Genomic DNA, 14,772 nt, shown 5'->3' with positions numbered 1-14,772 from the left:
TGACCGGCGGGTCGCTAGGCTGTCGCCGTGCCGTTGTATGCCGCGTATGGATCCAATATGGAGCCCTCCCAGATGTTGGAGCGCGCTCCCCACTCGCCCATGGCCGGCACCGGCTGGCTGGAGGGCTGGAGGCTGACCTTCGGGGGCGAAGACCTCGGCTGGGAAGGCGCGCTGGCGACCATCGTCGAAGACCCGGCCTCCCGGGTCTTCGTGGTGCTGTACGACGTCACCTCGCTGGACGAACCCAACCTCGACCGCTGGGAAGGCGGGGAGCTGGGCATCCACTCCAAGATCCGGCTCCGCGTGCAGACCATGGACGGCTCCGTGCTGGCGTGGCTGTACGTCCTGGACGCCTACGAGGGCGGCCTCCCGTCCGCGCGGTACCTCGGCGTCCTGGCCGACGCGGCCGAGGCCGCCGGCGCCCCCGCCGACTACGTCGACGCCCTCCGCACCCGCCCCTGCCAAGGCATCTCCGGCTGACCCCGCGAGTTACGCCTCCAATCACGCGAGTCGCGCCTCCGATCACGCGAGTTACGCCCCTAATCACGCGAGTCGCGCCGTACGACGCTCGAACGCTCCGCGTAAATCCGCCAGCAACCGCCGTGGATCCCGCAGATCGGCCGCTGTCGCACGGATCGTGATCCACCCGCGCGCCGCCATCCGGACGTCCCGCTCCGCGTCATAGGCCTGTCTGCCCTCATGTGCGGCATAGCCGTCGTACTCCAGGGCGATACGCAGCTCAGGCCACGCCAGGTCGAGCACGTACAGCTTCCGCCCATCGATGGTGGCCACCTCGTACTGGGCGACCGGAACCGGCAGCCCTGCCTCCGCGACGATCAAGCGAAGAATGCTCTCCGGCGGCGATTCGGCCTCGCCCGTCGCGTGCGCGAGCAGCATCTGTGCCCTGTGGATACCTCGTCGGTCCCGGCGGTCGAGAATGCGATCCCGGACGTTGGCGTGCAGGACTCCCCGGTGGTCCGGCGCGAGGTTGTGCAGGGCCTCTTCGAGCGCGGCGAACGCTGTTCGCTTGTCGCCGTCGCAGAGGTGGTCGGCCAGGGCGCGGTCCAACGGGAACACGGGAAGTCCGTCCAGTTCCAGCGCATCGGCCGGGTGGAATTCCGCCCTGTGCACCACCAGCCCAGACCTCGATTGGACTCGTCTCGAGTAGGGAACGGTCAGGTGGACGACCGTGCTGTCAGCAGCCGAAATCCCATGCAGGGCAAGAGAAGTAGCGCCGGAAAGCACTGCTGGTGGCCCGACCGCGAGCAGTGCCGCCTGTGCCAGAGTCGGCAACTTGAGCAGATCTGCCGCGTGAACTATCACGCCTCGCCACGGCTGTGCCAGCACACCACGCTTCAGCCCTTCGACGACGGCACGTCGCCCCAAGATCTTGTCGGCCTCGCTACGCAAGACCGCCCCATGTAGTCCTCCCCAGTTGATCACATCTTCGAGAATCGACGACGGGATCAGCCTTGGGAAGGGCGCGTTTCCCGCGCTGTGGATAACTCACCCAGGCTGTGGACAACTCTGTGCACGGGTGTTCGGGCCCGTTAGGACCGAACACCCGTGCACAGGGACGGAACTCGCGTGATTGAAGCCGTAACTCGCGTGATTGAAGGCGTAACTCAGGCCAGGGTGGCCAGGGCGGTGTGGACCAGCGTGCGGACACCGCACAGCAGCGAACGCTCATCGAGGGTGAAGGTCGGGCGGTGGATGTCGGCCATCGGGCCTTCACCGGACCAGACGCCGAGGCGTGCGAAGGCGCCCTGGACGTGCTCCAGGTACCACCCGAAGTCCTCGCCGCCGGACGACTGCTCGGTCCCGGCCACGGCGGTCTCGCCCAGCGCGGCCTCGACGCCGGCCCGCATCAGCGCGTGCGACTCCGGGTCGGAGACGACCGGCGGCACGCCGCGGCGGTAGTCGAGGGAGAACCCGACCCCGGTCGGCGCGAGTAGCGACTCCACCGAAGCCGCGACGAGCGGCTCCAGCATCGTCCAGACCTCGTGGTCGGCGGTGCGGAGCGTGCCACGCAGCACCCCGTCCTGCGGGACGGCGTTGGCGGCCTGTCCGGCGTGCACCGCGCCCCAGACCAGCACGGTCCCGGACCGCGGGTCGACGCGCCGCGAGAGCACCGCGGGCAGCGACGTGATCACGGTGCCCAGCGCGTGCACCAGGTCCGCGGTCAGGTGCGGCCGCGACGTGTGCCCGCCCGGCGAAGTGAGCCGCAACTCGATGAGGTCGGCGGCCGAGGTCAACGCGCCTTCGCGCAGGCCGACCTTGCCGACCTCGAGCCGCGGGTCGCAGTGCAGCCCGTAGATCCGCTCGACGCCTTCCATCGCACCCGCGGCGATCATGTCCAGCGCGCCGCCGGGCATGACCTCCTCGGCGGGCTGGAAGATCAGCCGCACGCGGCCGGGCAGCTCCGGCGCACCGGCCAGCGCCCGCGCCGCGCCCAGCAGGATCGCGGTGTGCGCGTCGTGCCCGCACATGTGCGCGGCGCCGTCGGTCTTGGAGGCGTACGGGAGCCCGGTCGCCTCGGTCAGCGGCAGGGCGTCCATGTCGGCGCGCAGCGCGACGCAGCGGTCTCCGCTGCCGATGTCGCAGACCACGCCGGTGCCCGTGGGAAGCACCCACGGCTTGAGCCCGACCGAGCGGAGCAGGGACATGACCAGTTCGGTCGTGGCGAACTCGTGGCGGGAGAGCTCCGGGTGCGCGTGGATGTGACGACGCCACGCGACGACGTCGGTGGCGTTCGCGCGGAGCCAGTCGTCGAGCCAGAAGGGGCCGCGCCCGGCGCCGAGATCATGCACAGGTGCCATGCTGACGCCGGCCTCGGAGATCAGCGCGGTGGACGCCTCTATAGGGGCAACGACGCGACCCTCGGGGTCGCCTGGAATGTCCGGACGTGAATCGAGCACCGTCACGCCGCACCTCCTCCCGCGACACTGTCACCTTCGTCTACCACCGTACGAGTGGTCGCTGAAGGCACGCTGGGTGCCGTTCGATCTGTGATACGCATTTGCGGTAGATCGTGCACCATGCAGATGACAAGCCGCTCGTCGAGTGATCGAGGCGGAGACGGCCGGTAGTGGATCTGCGATGAACGGCTGCGAGAGTTCGGCCCGGGCTAAGCGGAGAGTCCTTCTACTTACCGGTCGCGGTTCAGGACTTCTTTTTCTTGGACCGGGCGCGGCGGCCGAGGATCACCAGACCGAGCAGGATCGCCGCGGCGACGCCCGCGATGATCTTCCTCTTGGTCTCCTGGCTGTTGGCCTTGTCGGTCTCGGCGGGGTCGAGAACCGGCCCCGGAGGCGCCTGCGACGGCACCTCGTGCACGGCCGCCGCCTGCGCGATCACCGGCGCCTGGATCTCCGACAACGGCGCAGCCTGCGCGACCGGCGCGCAGACGACCAGCCCGGCGGCGACGAGTCCGGCAAGCTGCCCGAGACGAGACCTTTTCGGCATGACTCCCTTTCGACGGCGTGGCGCGAACCCGATTCTGCACTCTGCCGGGTTCCGGCGTCAGCCGCCACGCGGAGGACCGGAGAACGCCTCCAGAATCCGTTGCGCGGCCAGCGTCGGGGTCAGTTCACCGTCCCGGACCGCCCGTTCGACGTCCGGAACGACCGCTCGCACGTCCGGATGCGAAGCGAGCCGTCCGAGGAGCTGCTCGCGGACCATCGACCAGGTCCACTCCACCTGCTGCCGTCGTCGCCGTTCGTCCAGTTCACCCGAAGCGGTCAACACGTCGCGGTGACGGCCGATTTCGGCCCAAACCTCGTCGAGGCCGACATCGGTGAGCGCGCTGCAGGTCAGCACCGGCGGCGTCCACTCGGCGTCCCGCCCGTAGATCATCCGCAGCGCGCCGGCGAGCTCGCGGGCCGCACGTTTCGCGTCGCGTTCGTGGTCGCCGTCGGCCTTGTTGACCGCGATGACGTCCGCCAGTTCGAGGACACCCTTCTTGATGCCCTGCAGCTGGTCGCCGGTGCGGGCCAGGGTCAGGAACAGAAAGTGGTCGACCATGTTCGCCACGGTCACCTCGGACTGCCCGACGCCGACGGTCTCGACCAGCACGATGTCGTATCCGGCCGCTTCCATCAGCACGATCGTCTCGCGGGTCGCCCGCGCGACGCCGCCGAGCGTGCCCGAAGTCGGCGAAGGGCGGATGAACGCCTTCGGGTCCACCGCGAGCCGCGCCATCCGGGTCTTGTCGCCCAGGATCGAGCCGCCGGTCCGCGTCGACGACGGGTCGACGGCCAGCACGGCGACCTTGTGCCCGGCCCCGGTCAGATCCGTGCCGAGCTGGTCGATGAAGGTCGACTTGCCGACACCGGGAACGCCGGTGATGCCGACGCGCCGCGCGCCGCCCGCGTGCGGGAGCAGCTCGACCAGCAGCTCCTGCGCCTGCGCCCGGTGGTCCTCCCGGTTGGACTCGACGAGCGTGATCGCCCGCGACAGCAGGCCGCGGTCACCCGCGAGGACACCTTTGGCCAGCGCCCCGACGTCGATCTTGCGCGGCAAGGTTCAGGACTCCTGGGCGGTCAGCTGTCCGATGAGGTCGATCGCGGCTTCGGCGATCACCGTGCCGGGGCCGAAGATCGCCGCCGCGCCCGCCGCGCGCAGCTCCTCGTAGTCCTGCGGCGGGATGACGCCGCCGACCACGACGATGATGTCCTCACGGCCCTGCTCGGCGAGCTCGGCGCGCAGCGCGGGGACCAGCGAAAGGTGCCCGGCCGCCAGCGAAGAGACGCCGATGACGTGCACGTCGGCCTCGATCGCCTGCCGTGCGACCTCGCCGGGGGTGGAGAACAGCGGGCCGACGTCGACGTCGAAGCCGATGTCGGCGAAACCGGTCGCGATCACCTTCTGGCCGCGGTCGTGGCCGTCCTGGCCCATCTTCGCGACCAGGATCCGGGGACGGCGGCCTTCCTCCTCGGCGAACTTCTCGACCAGTTCGCGCGCCTGCTCGACGTTCTCGGCCTTGCCGACCTCCTCGCGGTACACACCGGAGATGGTACGAATCTGGCCGGAGTGCCGCCCCCAGATCTTCTCCAGCGAGTCGGAGATCTCGCCGACCGTGGCCTTGGCCCTGGCGGCGTCGATGGCCAGCGCGAGCAGGTTCCCGTCGGACTGGGCGCCCGCCGTGAGCCGCCGCAACGCGTCCTGAGTGGCGTCCTCGTCCCGCTCTTCGCGCAGCCGACGCAGTTTCTCCAGCTGCTGCGCGCGCACACCGGCGTTGTCGACCTTGAGCACGTCGATCTGTTCATCGTCGGTGACCTGGTACTTGTTCACGCCGATCACCGGCTGGCGGCCGGAGTCGATCCGCGCCTGCGTCCGCGCCGCGGCCTCTTCGATCCGCAGCTTCGGGATACCGGCGTCGATCGCCTTCGCCATCCCGCCCGCCTGCTCGACCTCGGTGATGTGGCCCCACGCCTTGCGCGCGAGGTCGTAGGTCAGCTTCTCGACGAACGCGCTGCCGCCCCACGGGTCGATCACGCGCGTGGTGCCGGATTCCTGTTGCAGCAGCAGCTGTGTGTTCCGCGCGATCCGCGCGGAAAAGTCGGTCGGCAGCGCCAGCGCCTCGTCGAGGGCGTTGGTGTGCAAGGACTGCGTGTGCCCCTGGGTCGCCGCCATCGCCTCGACGCAGGTGCGGACGACGTTGTTGTAGACGTCCTGCGCGGTCAGCGACCAGCCCGACGTCTGTGAGTGGGTCCGCAGACTCAAAGACTTGGAGCTCTTGGGCTCGAAACCCTTCACCAGCTTCGCCCACAGGAGTCGTGCCGCGCGGAGCTTCGCGACCTCCATGAAGAAGTTCATCCCGATCGCCCAGAAGAAGGACAGCCGGGGCGCGAACTTGTCGACGTCCAGCCCGGCTTCGACGCCGGCGCGGATGTACTCGACACCGTCCGCGAGCGTGTACGCCAGCTCCAGATCGGCGGTCGCCCCGGCCTCCTGCATGTGGTAGCCGGAGATGGAGATCGAGTTGTACTTCGGCATGTTCCGCGAGGTGAACGAGAAGATGTCCGAGATGATCCGCATCGACGGCTGCGGCGGGTAGATGTAGGTGTTGCGGACCATGAACTCCTTGAGGATGTCGTTCTGGATGGTCCCGGCCAGTTTGTCCGGCGTGACCCCCTGTTCCTCGGCCGCGACGACGTACAGCGCGAGCACCGGCAGGACGGCGCCGTTCATGGTCATCGAAACGCTCATCTTGTCGAGCGGGATGCCGTCGAAGAGCTGGCGCATGTCGTAGATCGAGTCGATCGCGACACCCGCCATGCCGACGTCACCGGCGACGCGCGGGTGGTCGGAGTCGTAGCCGCGGTGCGTCGCGAGGTCGAAGGCGACCGAAAGACCCTTCTGCCCGGCCGCGAGATTCCGGCGGTAGAAGGCGTTCGACTCCTCGGCGGTGGAGAAACCCGCGTACTGGCGGATGGTCCACGGCTGGTTGACGTACATCGTCGGGTACGGCCCGCGCAGATACGGCGCGATACCCGGATACGTGCCGAGGAAGTCCACACCGGACAGATCGTCGGCGGTGTAGACCGGCTTGACGCCGATGCCTTCCGGCGTCTCCCACGCGAGCGCGTCCGGGCCCTTGCCGGTGGCGGCGTGCAGTGCTTCGGTCCACTGAGGACGGTCTGCGGGGTCGGGGCCGCCCAGCTCGATTCCGGCGAAGTTCGGGATGGTCATCACTGCACTCCGAGCTCGGTCAACGTGCCGGTCAGGATTTCCAGGGCGTCGCAGCCCGTGTACAGGTAGCCCGTGACGTCCGGGTGGTCGCCGGGTTTCCCGGCGAGCAGCACCGACGTGGCACCGGCTTCCTTCAGGGCCTTCGCGACGCTGTCGGCTTCCTCCGCGTAGGAGGTGTTGCTCCCACAGAGGCAGGCGATCTTCGTTCCGCTGGCCCGGAATTCCGCGACGATGTCCTCGGGCGCACCGGGGTTCACGGCCTCGATGCCGCCCGCCTGGAACAGGTTCGCCGCGAAACTCGCCCGCGCGGTGTGCGCCGCGACCGGGCCGAGCGTGGCGAGGAAGACACGGGGACGGCTCGGATGCGCGTCCGCCCGGTCCCGCAGGGCCTCGAACGCTTCGGCGTACCGGTGCCGGGGCAGGCCGCCGCCCGGCAGGTCTTCGACGGCGTCACGGACGACCGCTTTTTCCGTCAGGTTGGGGAATTCGCTGACGCCGGTGATCGGATCACGCCGGGTCGCGAGCCGCTTCGACCGCTTCTCCCAGGTCTCGGCGAGCCGTGCGGCGAGCGCGCCGGAGGCCAGCTCGGCCTCGATCCCGCCCGCCGCCTCGATGGCGGTGAACTCGCGCCATGCGGCCTTGGCCAGGTCTTCGGTGAGGTTTTCGACGTACCAGGAGCCGCCCGCCGGGTCGATGACACCGGCCAGTTTGGACTCCTCCAGCAGCACGGCGTGCGTGTTGCGCGCGATCCGCGCGGAGAACGCGTCCGGCTGGCCGATCGCGGCGTCGAACGGAAGCACGGTGATCGCGTCCGCGCCGCCGACCCCGGCACCGAAACAGGCGAGCGTGGTCCGCAGCATGTTCACCCACGGGTCACGCTGGGTCAGCATCGCGGGCGAGGTGACCGCGTGCTGCCGCATGCCGGACGCCTTGCCGCCTGAGACCTCCGTGACGCGGGCCCACAACCGCCGCGCGGCACGGAACTTGGCGATCGTGAGGAACTGGTCGGCCGTGGCGGCGAGCCGGAATTCGATCTGCCCGGCCGCGGTGTCGACGTCCAGCCCCGCTTCGGTGAGCGCCCGCAGGTAGGCGACACCCGCGGCGATGGTCGCGCCGAGTTCCTGCGCGTCCGAGCCACCCGCCTCGTGGAACGGCAGGCCGTCGGCGACGATCGTCCGCACCTTCGGGTGACTGACGGCGACCCGCGCCGCCAGTTCCGCGGCGGGGGCGAGCGGTCGCGCCGAACCGGTGCGCGCGGCCGACCCGATCGGGTCGGCGCCGAGGGTCGCGGTGACGCCGCTCGCCGGGATCTCGCGTTCGGCGAAAAGGGTGAACAGCTCGTTCGCGGCGGCTTCGTATTCGTCACCCGCGTCGAGGACGACGGGCGCGAGGTCGACGTAGACCTCGTTCAGCGCGTCGCCCAGCTCGGCGACGGGGACGCCGGTCGCGCCGGCCCGCAGCCAGATGGAGCTGACGCCGCCTTCGAGGTCGGCGAGGATCGCGGCGTTCGTGGCCTTGGCGTCGCGGCGCGCGTACCGGGCACGGATGTCCCAGCCGGTCGTCACCGCGCCCTCGGGCCGGGCGCTTCTCACGAACGGCGGAAGACCGGGGAAACCGGTTCCCTCGACGGCGTCTTCGGCCGTGTAGAGCGGCTGGATCTCCAGGCCGTCGTACGTCCGGGTGACGAGCTTGCCTTCGGGCAGGCCGTCGAACGACTCGTCGATGGCGCCGCTCTTGCGCAGCACGCCGGCCACGAGTTCCCGCCACTGGTCCCGGCTCGCTTCCGGGAACTCCGCCGCGAGCTCCAGCTCCTCGGGCGCGTCGGGCTCGCCGCGGGTCGGCACTGACTCCGTCTCGGCCACTTCCGTCATAGCCATCGATGCTAACGGCCCTCAAGTGGCGTCACCTGTGACGCTAGTCGCGCCGAAGGGGTGGCGATTTCGCGTGATCGGCCGGACGACACGCGTGACTCGATGGACGACACGCTCGCAGCCGGGTTCTGCCTTGAGTCGTCCGTCTGATCACGTGTGTCGTCCAGTCAGTCACGTGTGTCGTCCGTCCAGTCACGCGAAACCACCCGACGGGGTTCCGCACCGGTGCTGTTCACTCCGACAGGGCACGGCGCATGGGTCCCTCACACGGGCATACGCCACAATTGGGCCGTGCCGTCCGACACCCCCGAGCCCAGCGAGAGTCCCGGCGACGAGAAGCGTGTGGTCGCCGGCCGATATCGGTTGCGCTCGGTCATCGGATCCGGGTCGATGGGCACGGTCTGGTCGGCCTACGACGAGTTCCTGCACCGTCCCGTCGCGGTCAAAGAGGTCCGTCTCCCGCCCGGCGTCCCGGCGTCGCAGGCCGACGAGCTGCGCGAACGGACCCTGCGCGAAGCCCGCGCGATCGCCGTCCTGAGTCACCCGAACGTGATCATCCTGCACGACGTCGCGCGGGAGAACGACGAGCCGTTCGTGGTCATGGAGCTGCTGCCGTCGCGCAGTCTCGCGCACATCCTGCGCGACCACGGGCCGCTGACGGTCGAGCAGGCGGCGGCGGTCGGTATCGCGGTGGCGTCCGCGCTCGAAGCCGCGCACGCCGCCGGCATCACCCACCGTGACGTCAAACCGGGCAACGTCCTCGTCGCGGGTGACGGCCGCATCAAGCTCACCGACTTCGGTATCGCGCGCAACGTCTCCGAAGCCACCATGACCCGGACCGGGATGATGCTGGGCTCGCCCGCCTACATCGCGCCCGAGGTCGCGTCCGGCGGCGCCGTCGTCCCCGCCGCCGACCTGTGGGGGCTCGGCGCGACGCTGTTCGCCGCCATCGAGGGTTCGCCGCCCTACGACGCCGACGGCGACCCGCTCGAAACGGTCGGCAAGGTCGTCAACGGGAAGGTGCCGAAGCCCGGCCCCGGTCCGCTGGCCGACGTGATCGGCGCGCTCATGAAGAAGGAGCCGTCGAAGCGGATCACCCTGCGCGAGGTGCGGCGCCGGCTGTACCCGTTGCAGGCCAAGACGCTCATCGACCTCTTCCCCGCCGAGCTGTTCCACACGCCCGACGGCAAGAAGACCACCGCGCACCTCGACGCGACCGACACCCAGGTGATCAAGCCGGTCGCACCGGAAAAGCCGGGCGAGGGCACGAGTTCCGAGCTCGCCGCCGACCCCGGCCCGCTGCCGTTCCTGAACCAGCCCGCGCCGGCGCCTCCCGTCGAACTCCCGCCGATGCCGACCGTCACACCGCCACCGCCCCGCCCGCCAGGCCGGTCCACGGTGGCCACGGTGGTGCTGGCGCTCGCGTCGATCGTCCTCTTCCTGCTGGCCGCGGGCGGCGGGTTCGTACTGGCCAGGGCCGTCGGCGGGCAGGACCTGCGGCCACCGGAGAAGCTGCAGCAGGGCGACACGATCGTCACTCAGCCGCCGCCGAAACTGATCACACAGCAGGGTGACGCCAGCACGGTGAACGGCCTCAAGGGCGGCCGGTTCACCATCGGTGTGCCGGAAGGCTGGCTGAAGTTCGTCGCGCCGCACGTCACCCGGGGGGTGCCGAGCACCGTGGTCCAGTACGTCTCGCCGGACGGCCGCCAGGTCATCCGGGTCGAGCGGCTGAGCGGTTTCCTGGCCGACAGCCCGCCGCCCGCCTACTTCAGCTGGCTGAAGAGCCAGCATCCGGAGATCGCCCCGATCGGCGACCCCGCCACCGTGCCCGGCCGGGGCGAGGGCAGCCAGCGGTACACCTACCGGACGACCGAGCGCGCCGCCGGGAGCCGCGACGCAGTGAACGAGAGCATCACGCGCACGACCTACATGGACCTGTTCAGCGGCGGCACGGATCTGTGGATCCTCGCGGTGACGTCGCCGATCGAGCAGGAGAACTCGGCGAAGACCGGGATCTTCGAACCGGTGGCGCTTTCGTTCATCGTCGACGGCTGAAGTAGGCCTTCGAGGCACGCTGCTGCGCCAGCCTCCGCAACACCGAGAGCAGCCTGTCCCCGAGCACCGTCTCCACGACGGCGATCTCGATGATCTGCTCCAGCGACTCGATCCCATCGATCCCTTCGAGGTCCAGGTCGGCGGTCCGGTCGGCGATCTCGGCGTAGGCGTCGAGCTTGTCGAGGTACCAGCCGTGCCCGACCTCGCGGATCGTGCACAGGACGCCGACCAGGGCCTGGACGACCAGGTCGTCCTCGTCCTTGCAGGGCCAGCCGCGGCGTTCGGTGAGGTCGCGGACCGTGGCGAGCGCCCATGCCCTGGCTTCGTCGTCGGCGACCTGCCGGGAGGTGGTGATGCCCTGCTGGGCGATGCCGAGGACGTGGTGCGGGCTGGCTTCCCCGGCGTCGACCGCGGCGAGCACCTCGCCGACCGTCGCGAGCGACAGGCCACCGACCTCCATGAGTGCCCTGATCAGTTTGATCCGCTGGACATGCCCGTCGTCGTACTTCGCCTGATTGGGGCTGGTCCGCTCACCCGGCGGGAGCAGCCCTTCCCGCAGGTAGTACTTGATCGTGGCGACCGGGAGCCCGGCTTTCTCGCTCAGTTCGGCCATCCGCACGCGTGCGTTCTCCGATCTCGGGGACGGTTCCAGGGTCAACCCTGAAGACTTCTCAGGATGGATAGTTTAGCTTCCCATAACGGAGAGCTTGACTATCCATTCTGGGAGGATCCATGACCATCTTGACCGATCTCCGCGAGAGAACCCGCACCTGGCACCGCGGTTCGTATCGCCTGGCTCAGGCCTTCGCCGTGATCACCGTGCTGTGCGTCCTGGCCATGCTGATCGACCAGCGGACGCTGAACGGCGCGCCGCTCTGGGCGAAACCGTTCAAGTTCGCCGTCTCCGCCATGCTCTACTTCTTCACCTGGAGCTGGCTCGTCTCGCTGCTGCCCAAGTTCCGGCGGACGGCGAACTGGCTGGCGAACGCGCTCGTCGTGATCTTCGCGGCCGAGTACGCGCTGGTGATCTTCCAGGCCGCCCGCGTCCGCGCGAGCCATTTCAACAACGCGACCCCGCTGGACAACACGATCTTCCAGGTCATGGGCGGGATGATCGCCGTGCTGTGGCTGGTCAACCTCCTGCTGACGATCGCCGTCCTGTCCACCCGCATCCCCGACCGCGCGACGGCGTGGGCGGCCAGGATCGGTGCGATCCTGGGCATGATCGGGATCTCGCTGGCGACGCTGATGAGCGGCCCCACCCCGGACCAGCAGGCCGTGCTCGACGCGACCGGCCAGTCCGCGATGATCGGGGCGCATACCGTCGGGCTCCCCGACGGCGGTCCCGGCCTGCCCATTCTCGGCTGGAGCACGGTCGGCGGCGACCTGCGGATCCCGCATTTCCTCGGCCTGCACGGGCTACAGGCACTCCCGCTGCTCGCGCTTGCCCTCGGCGTCCTGGCGGCGCGCTACCCGCGGCTTCGCGACGACGTCCTCAGGCTGCGGCTCGTGGTGATCGCCGGCGTCGGCTACGCGGGTCTTCTCGCTCTGCTGACCTGGCAGGCGCTACGCGGCCAGTCGATCGTCGCCCCCGACTCCCAGACCCTGACCGCCTTCGCCCTGCTCGTGGCGGGCGTCGCAGTTAGCGGGCTAATCGCGATCGGGCGGCCCTCGCGGGAGCTGGAGGCCGCGCTCCGATGAACGTCGAGACGCTGTTCACCTGGACCTTCCCGCTGGCGACGCCGTTCTGGCTGCTGATGATCTTCCTGCCGGGCTGGACGTGGACCCGCCGGATCATGTCCTCGCCCTGGACGCCGCTGCTGCCGCTGATCCCGTACTTCGTGCTCGCCATCGCACATCTCGGCGAACTCTGGACGGCGGTGAGCAGGCCCGACCTCGACGTGCTCGCCGCCTTCACCGGCACGCCGTACGGGGCGGCCACGATCTGGGCCCATCTGATCGCCTTCGACCTGTTCATCGCCCGCTGGATGTACCTCGAATCCCGCGAGCACCGGATCCACCCGCTGGTGACCGGCCCGATCCTGGCGCTCACGATCTTCCTGTCCCCGTTCGGGCTGGTGGCGTTCCTGCTCGTGAGAACCGTCCGGATACGCTCGTCGCATGAGTGAGAACGAGGTCGCGGCGGCCGCCGCCATCGCCGAACGCACCGGCGTCGAGAAGCACGACATCGCCGTCGTGCTCGGTTCGGGCTGGCGCCCGGCGGCGGACGTCATCGGCGAGCCCGAGGCGGAGATCCCGCTGGGCGAACTGCCCGGATTCGTCGCGCCGGGCGCGGTCGGGCACGGGGGGACCGTCCGGTCGGTCCGCGTCGGCGAGAAGCGCGCGCTGATCCTGCTGGGCCGCACGCATTTCTACGAGGGCAAGGGCATCGACCCGGTCGTCCACAACGTGCGCACCGCCGCGGCGGCCGGCGCCAGGACGGTGCTGCTGACCAACGCCGCGGGCGGCCTGCGCGAGGGCTTCCGCGTCGGGCAGCCGGTGCTGATCTCCGACCACCTGAACCTGACCGCGCGCTCGCCGATCGTCGGCGCGAACTTCGTCGACCTGACCGACCTGTACGCGAAGCGGCTGCGCGACATCGCCCGCGAGATCGACCCTTCGCTGGAAGAAGGCGTCTACGCGGGACTGACCGGCCCGCATTTCGAGACGCCGGCGGAGATCCACATGCTGCGGACGCTCGGCGCCGACCTGGTCGGCATGTCGACGGTGCTGGAGGCCATCGCCGCCCGCGCCGCCGGGGTCGAGGTGTTCGGGCTTTCGCTGGTGACCAACCTGGCGGCCGGGATGACCGGGGAACCGCTGAACCACGAAGAGGTCCTGGAGGCGGGGCGCCAGTCCGCCACCCGGATGGGCACCCTACTCAAGGAACTCGTCGCCCGCGCCTGACAACCCTTTGCGCGTGAAGGCCCCTTCCCTCGGCTGAGCCGAGGGAAGGGGGCCTTCACGCGCTTCTCAGGAGGCGAACTCGGGAAGCTGCTGGGCGACCTCCTCGGGTGACGGCATCGCCGCGACCTCGTCGGCGATTTTCCGCGCCGCGCCGAGCACCGTTTCGTCGGTGAGCAGCTTTCGCGCCCGCTCGAAGATGACGTCCTCGACGGCGTCGTCACCGAGCAACTGCGCGCCGACACCGGCCGCGACCACGGCTTCCGCGTTCGTGAACTGGTCCGCGCCCTGCGGCAGCACCAGCTGCGGCAACCCGGCGCCGAAGGCCCCCATCGTCGTCCCGCTGCCGCCGTGGTGGACCACGAGGTCGACGTGCGGCAGGAGATCGACCTGCGGCACCCACGCCTCGACGCGGACGTTGCCGGGGACTTCACCCAGCTGCTCCGGCTGCACCGTCGGCCCCGCCGCGACGATGACGTCCGCGTCGATCCGCGCCAGGCCTCCGATGGCCCGCTTCAACACGTCTTCGTCACCGAAAGCGGTGCCGAGGGTGAGATAGATCAGCGGGCGGCTCTCGTCCCGCCCGGCCACACCCGCCGGGAGGTCCCCCGGCTCCGCCCAGCCGACGGGACGCAACGGGATCCGGTTCGCTTCCGCCAGGAAATCGGGCGCCTGCACCGATTCCGGGCAGATGTCGACGACAGGGTCGCCGAAGGACGGCAGGTTCACACCCTCGAAACCGACTTCCGCCGCGAATTCCGCGAGACGGCCGTAGATGACGTCCATGACATCATCCGGCGAGAACCGGCCGAAACCGTGCCCGATCGCGGGGATTCCGGCGAGCCGGGCGGCGATGGCGCCCCCGGCGTTGCCGCTTTCGTAGACGACGAGATCGGGCCGGTGCCGTTCCAGCAACGGTGTGAGATCGGCGACGAACCGCCGCGGCAGCACGTTTCCGAACACCTGCCCGATGACCGGGTGGAAGGACTCGGGAGGGGCGTCCTTGGCCCGGGGCTGAGCGTCGGGGCCGAAGAACGAGGCGAACGCCTCGCGCATGCCGAATCCGGCGCTTTCCGAGGCCAGCCCGGCCTTTTCGACCACCGGGAGCATGTCGTCACCCGTGGCGAACAGGACGTCGTGCCCGGCGTCGCGAGCGGCGACGGCGAGCGGTAGTAGGGGATAGAGATGACCATGACTCACCAGAGAAGTGAAGATCAATCGCACCCTCCCCAACGTACCCGTAGGC

Annotated in this window: 13 protein-coding genes; 5 read left to right on the top strand and 8 right to left on the bottom strand. The window is 69.7% G+C overall.

The genetic code is table 11. The annotated features are described in order from the left end of the window. Positions 1 to 27: 27 nt before the first annotated feature. Positions 28 to 480, top strand: a complete 453-nt coding sequence (locus ACZ3HL_RS21515; protein ID WP_192746686.1) for a gamma-glutamylcyclotransferase family protein — start codon at positions 28 to 30, stop codon at positions 478 to 480. Positions 481 to 543: 63 nt separating this feature from the next. On the opposite strand, the gene ACZ3HL_RS21510 is transcribed toward ACZ3HL_RS21515, so the two are convergent. The 6 genes from ACZ3HL_RS21510 to ACZ3HL_RS21485 form a co-directional block, all read right to left on the bottom strand. Continuing rightward, on the bottom strand, positions 544 to 1,386 hold the full coding sequence (locus ACZ3HL_RS21510) for a DUF559 domain-containing protein (RefSeq protein WP_465533174.1): 843 nt from the start codon (positions 1,384 to 1,386) through the stop codon (positions 544 to 546). Positions 1,387 to 1,625: 239 nt separating this feature from the next. Then, positions 1,626 to 2,924, bottom strand: coding sequence for an amidohydrolase (locus tag ACZ3HL_RS21505; protein ID WP_465417253.1), 1,299 nt, complete (start codon positions 2,922 to 2,924; stop codon positions 1,626 to 1,628). A 238-nt stretch (positions 2,925 to 3,162) separates the two neighbouring features. Then, positions 3,163 to 3,465, bottom strand: a complete 303-nt coding sequence (locus ACZ3HL_RS21500; RefSeq protein WP_465533047.1) for a hypothetical protein — start codon at positions 3,463 to 3,465, stop codon at positions 3,163 to 3,165. A 57-nt stretch (positions 3,466 to 3,522) separates the two neighbouring features. Then, positions 3,523 to 4,521 carry a methylmalonyl Co-A mutase-associated GTPase MeaB gene (meaB, locus tag ACZ3HL_RS21495; protein WP_192746690.1) on the bottom strand — a complete coding sequence of 333 codons (999 nt, stop codon included), beginning with the start codon at positions 4,519 to 4,521 and terminating at the stop codon, positions 3,523 to 3,525. Positions 4,522 to 4,524: 3 nt separating this feature from the next. Beyond that, positions 4,525 to 6,693, bottom strand: coding sequence for a methylmalonyl-CoA mutase (gene scpA, locus ACZ3HL_RS21490; RefSeq protein WP_465533045.1), 2,169 nt, complete (start codon positions 6,691 to 6,693; stop codon positions 4,525 to 4,527). Next, complete coding sequence (locus tag ACZ3HL_RS21485) at positions 6,693 to 8,564, bottom strand: methylmalonyl-CoA mutase family protein (protein ID WP_465533043.1); 1,872 nt, start codon at positions 8,562 to 8,564, stop codon at positions 6,693 to 6,695. The genes scpA and ACZ3HL_RS21485 overlap by 1 nt, the downstream gene beginning before the upstream one ends. A 291-nt stretch (positions 8,565 to 8,855) precedes the next feature. Here ACZ3HL_RS21485 and ACZ3HL_RS21480 point away from each other — a divergent pair, with 291 nt between their 5' ends. Next, entirely contained in the window at positions 8,856 to 10,622 is a 1,767-nt protein-coding gene (locus ACZ3HL_RS21480; RefSeq protein WP_465533041.1) for a serine/threonine-protein kinase, read from the top strand. On the opposite strand, the gene ACZ3HL_RS21475 is transcribed toward ACZ3HL_RS21480, so the two are convergent. Beyond that, the gene (locus ACZ3HL_RS21475) at positions 10,606 to 11,235 is read right to left on the bottom strand and encodes a MerR family transcriptional regulator (RefSeq protein ID WP_465533039.1); all 630 of its coding nucleotides are present in this window, start codon (positions 11,233 to 11,235) and stop codon (positions 10,606 to 10,608) included. The two genes, ACZ3HL_RS21480 and ACZ3HL_RS21475, sit on opposite strands and share 17 nt — an antisense overlap. A 119-nt stretch (positions 11,236 to 11,354) precedes the next feature. On the opposite strand from ACZ3HL_RS21475, the gene ACZ3HL_RS21470 reads away from it, so the two are divergent. The 3 genes from ACZ3HL_RS21470 to ACZ3HL_RS21460 are packed head-to-tail and all read left to right on the top strand — an operon-like array spanning position 11,355 to position 13,529. Beyond that, positions 11,355 to 12,323 (top strand): hypothetical protein, encoded by a 969-nt coding sequence (locus ACZ3HL_RS21470; protein WP_465533037.1) that lies wholly within the window; start codon positions 11,355 to 11,357, stop codon positions 12,321 to 12,323. Next, on the top strand, positions 12,320 to 12,751 hold the full coding sequence (locus tag ACZ3HL_RS21465; protein ID WP_465533035.1) for an ABA4-like family protein: 432 nt from the start codon (positions 12,320 to 12,322) through the stop codon (positions 12,749 to 12,751). Before ACZ3HL_RS21470 ends, ACZ3HL_RS21465 begins: the two co-directional genes overlap by 4 nt. After that, positions 12,744 to 13,529 (top strand): purine-nucleoside phosphorylase, encoded by a 786-nt coding sequence (locus ACZ3HL_RS21460; RefSeq protein ID WP_034304710.1) that lies wholly within the window; start codon positions 12,744 to 12,746, stop codon positions 13,527 to 13,529. The genes ACZ3HL_RS21465 and ACZ3HL_RS21460 overlap by 8 nt, the downstream gene beginning before the upstream one ends. Before the next feature lie 66 nt (positions 13,530 to 13,595). On the opposite strand, the gene ACZ3HL_RS21455 is transcribed toward ACZ3HL_RS21460, so the two are convergent. Next, positions 13,596 to 14,750, bottom strand: a complete 1,155-nt coding sequence (locus tag ACZ3HL_RS21455; RefSeq protein ID WP_465533033.1) for a glycosyltransferase — start codon at positions 14,748 to 14,750, stop codon at positions 13,596 to 13,598. Between the last annotated feature and the right edge of the window lie 22 nt (positions 14,751 to 14,772).

The organism is Amycolatopsis sp. NPDC000009 (assembly GCF_055563465.1).
The sequence above is the reverse complement of the archived record's forward strand: the minus strand, read 5'-3'. Positions and strand labels throughout refer to the sequence as shown.

Bases quoted from the DNA above. Each gene is read 5' to 3' on its own strand.
- ACZ3HL_RS21475 (WP_465533039.1), bottom strand. From the start codon at position 11,235: ATGGCCGAACTGAGCGAGAAAGCCGGGCTCCCGGTCGCCACGATCAAG.
- ACZ3HL_RS21485 (WP_465533043.1), bottom strand. From the start codon at position 8,564: ATGACGGAAGTGGCCGAGACGGAGTCAGTGCCGACCCGCGGCGAGCCC.
- ACZ3HL_RS21500 (WP_465533047.1), bottom strand. From the start codon at position 3,465: ATGCCGAAAAGGTCTCGTCTCGGGCAGCTTGCCGGACTCGTCGCCGCC.
- ACZ3HL_RS21470 (WP_465533037.1), top strand. From the start codon at position 11,355: ATGACCATCTTGACCGATCTCCGCGAGAGAACCCGCACCTGGCACCGC.
- ACZ3HL_RS21460 (WP_034304710.1), top strand. From the start codon at position 12,744: ATGAGTGAGAACGAGGTCGCGGCGGCCGCCGCCATCGCCGAACGCACC.
- scpA (WP_465533045.1), bottom strand. From the start codon at position 6,693: ATGACCATCCCGAACTTCGCCGGAATCGAGCTGGGCGGCCCCGACCCC.
- ACZ3HL_RS21465 (WP_465533035.1), top strand. From the start codon at position 12,320: ATGAACGTCGAGACGCTGTTCACCTGGACCTTCCCGCTGGCGACGCCG.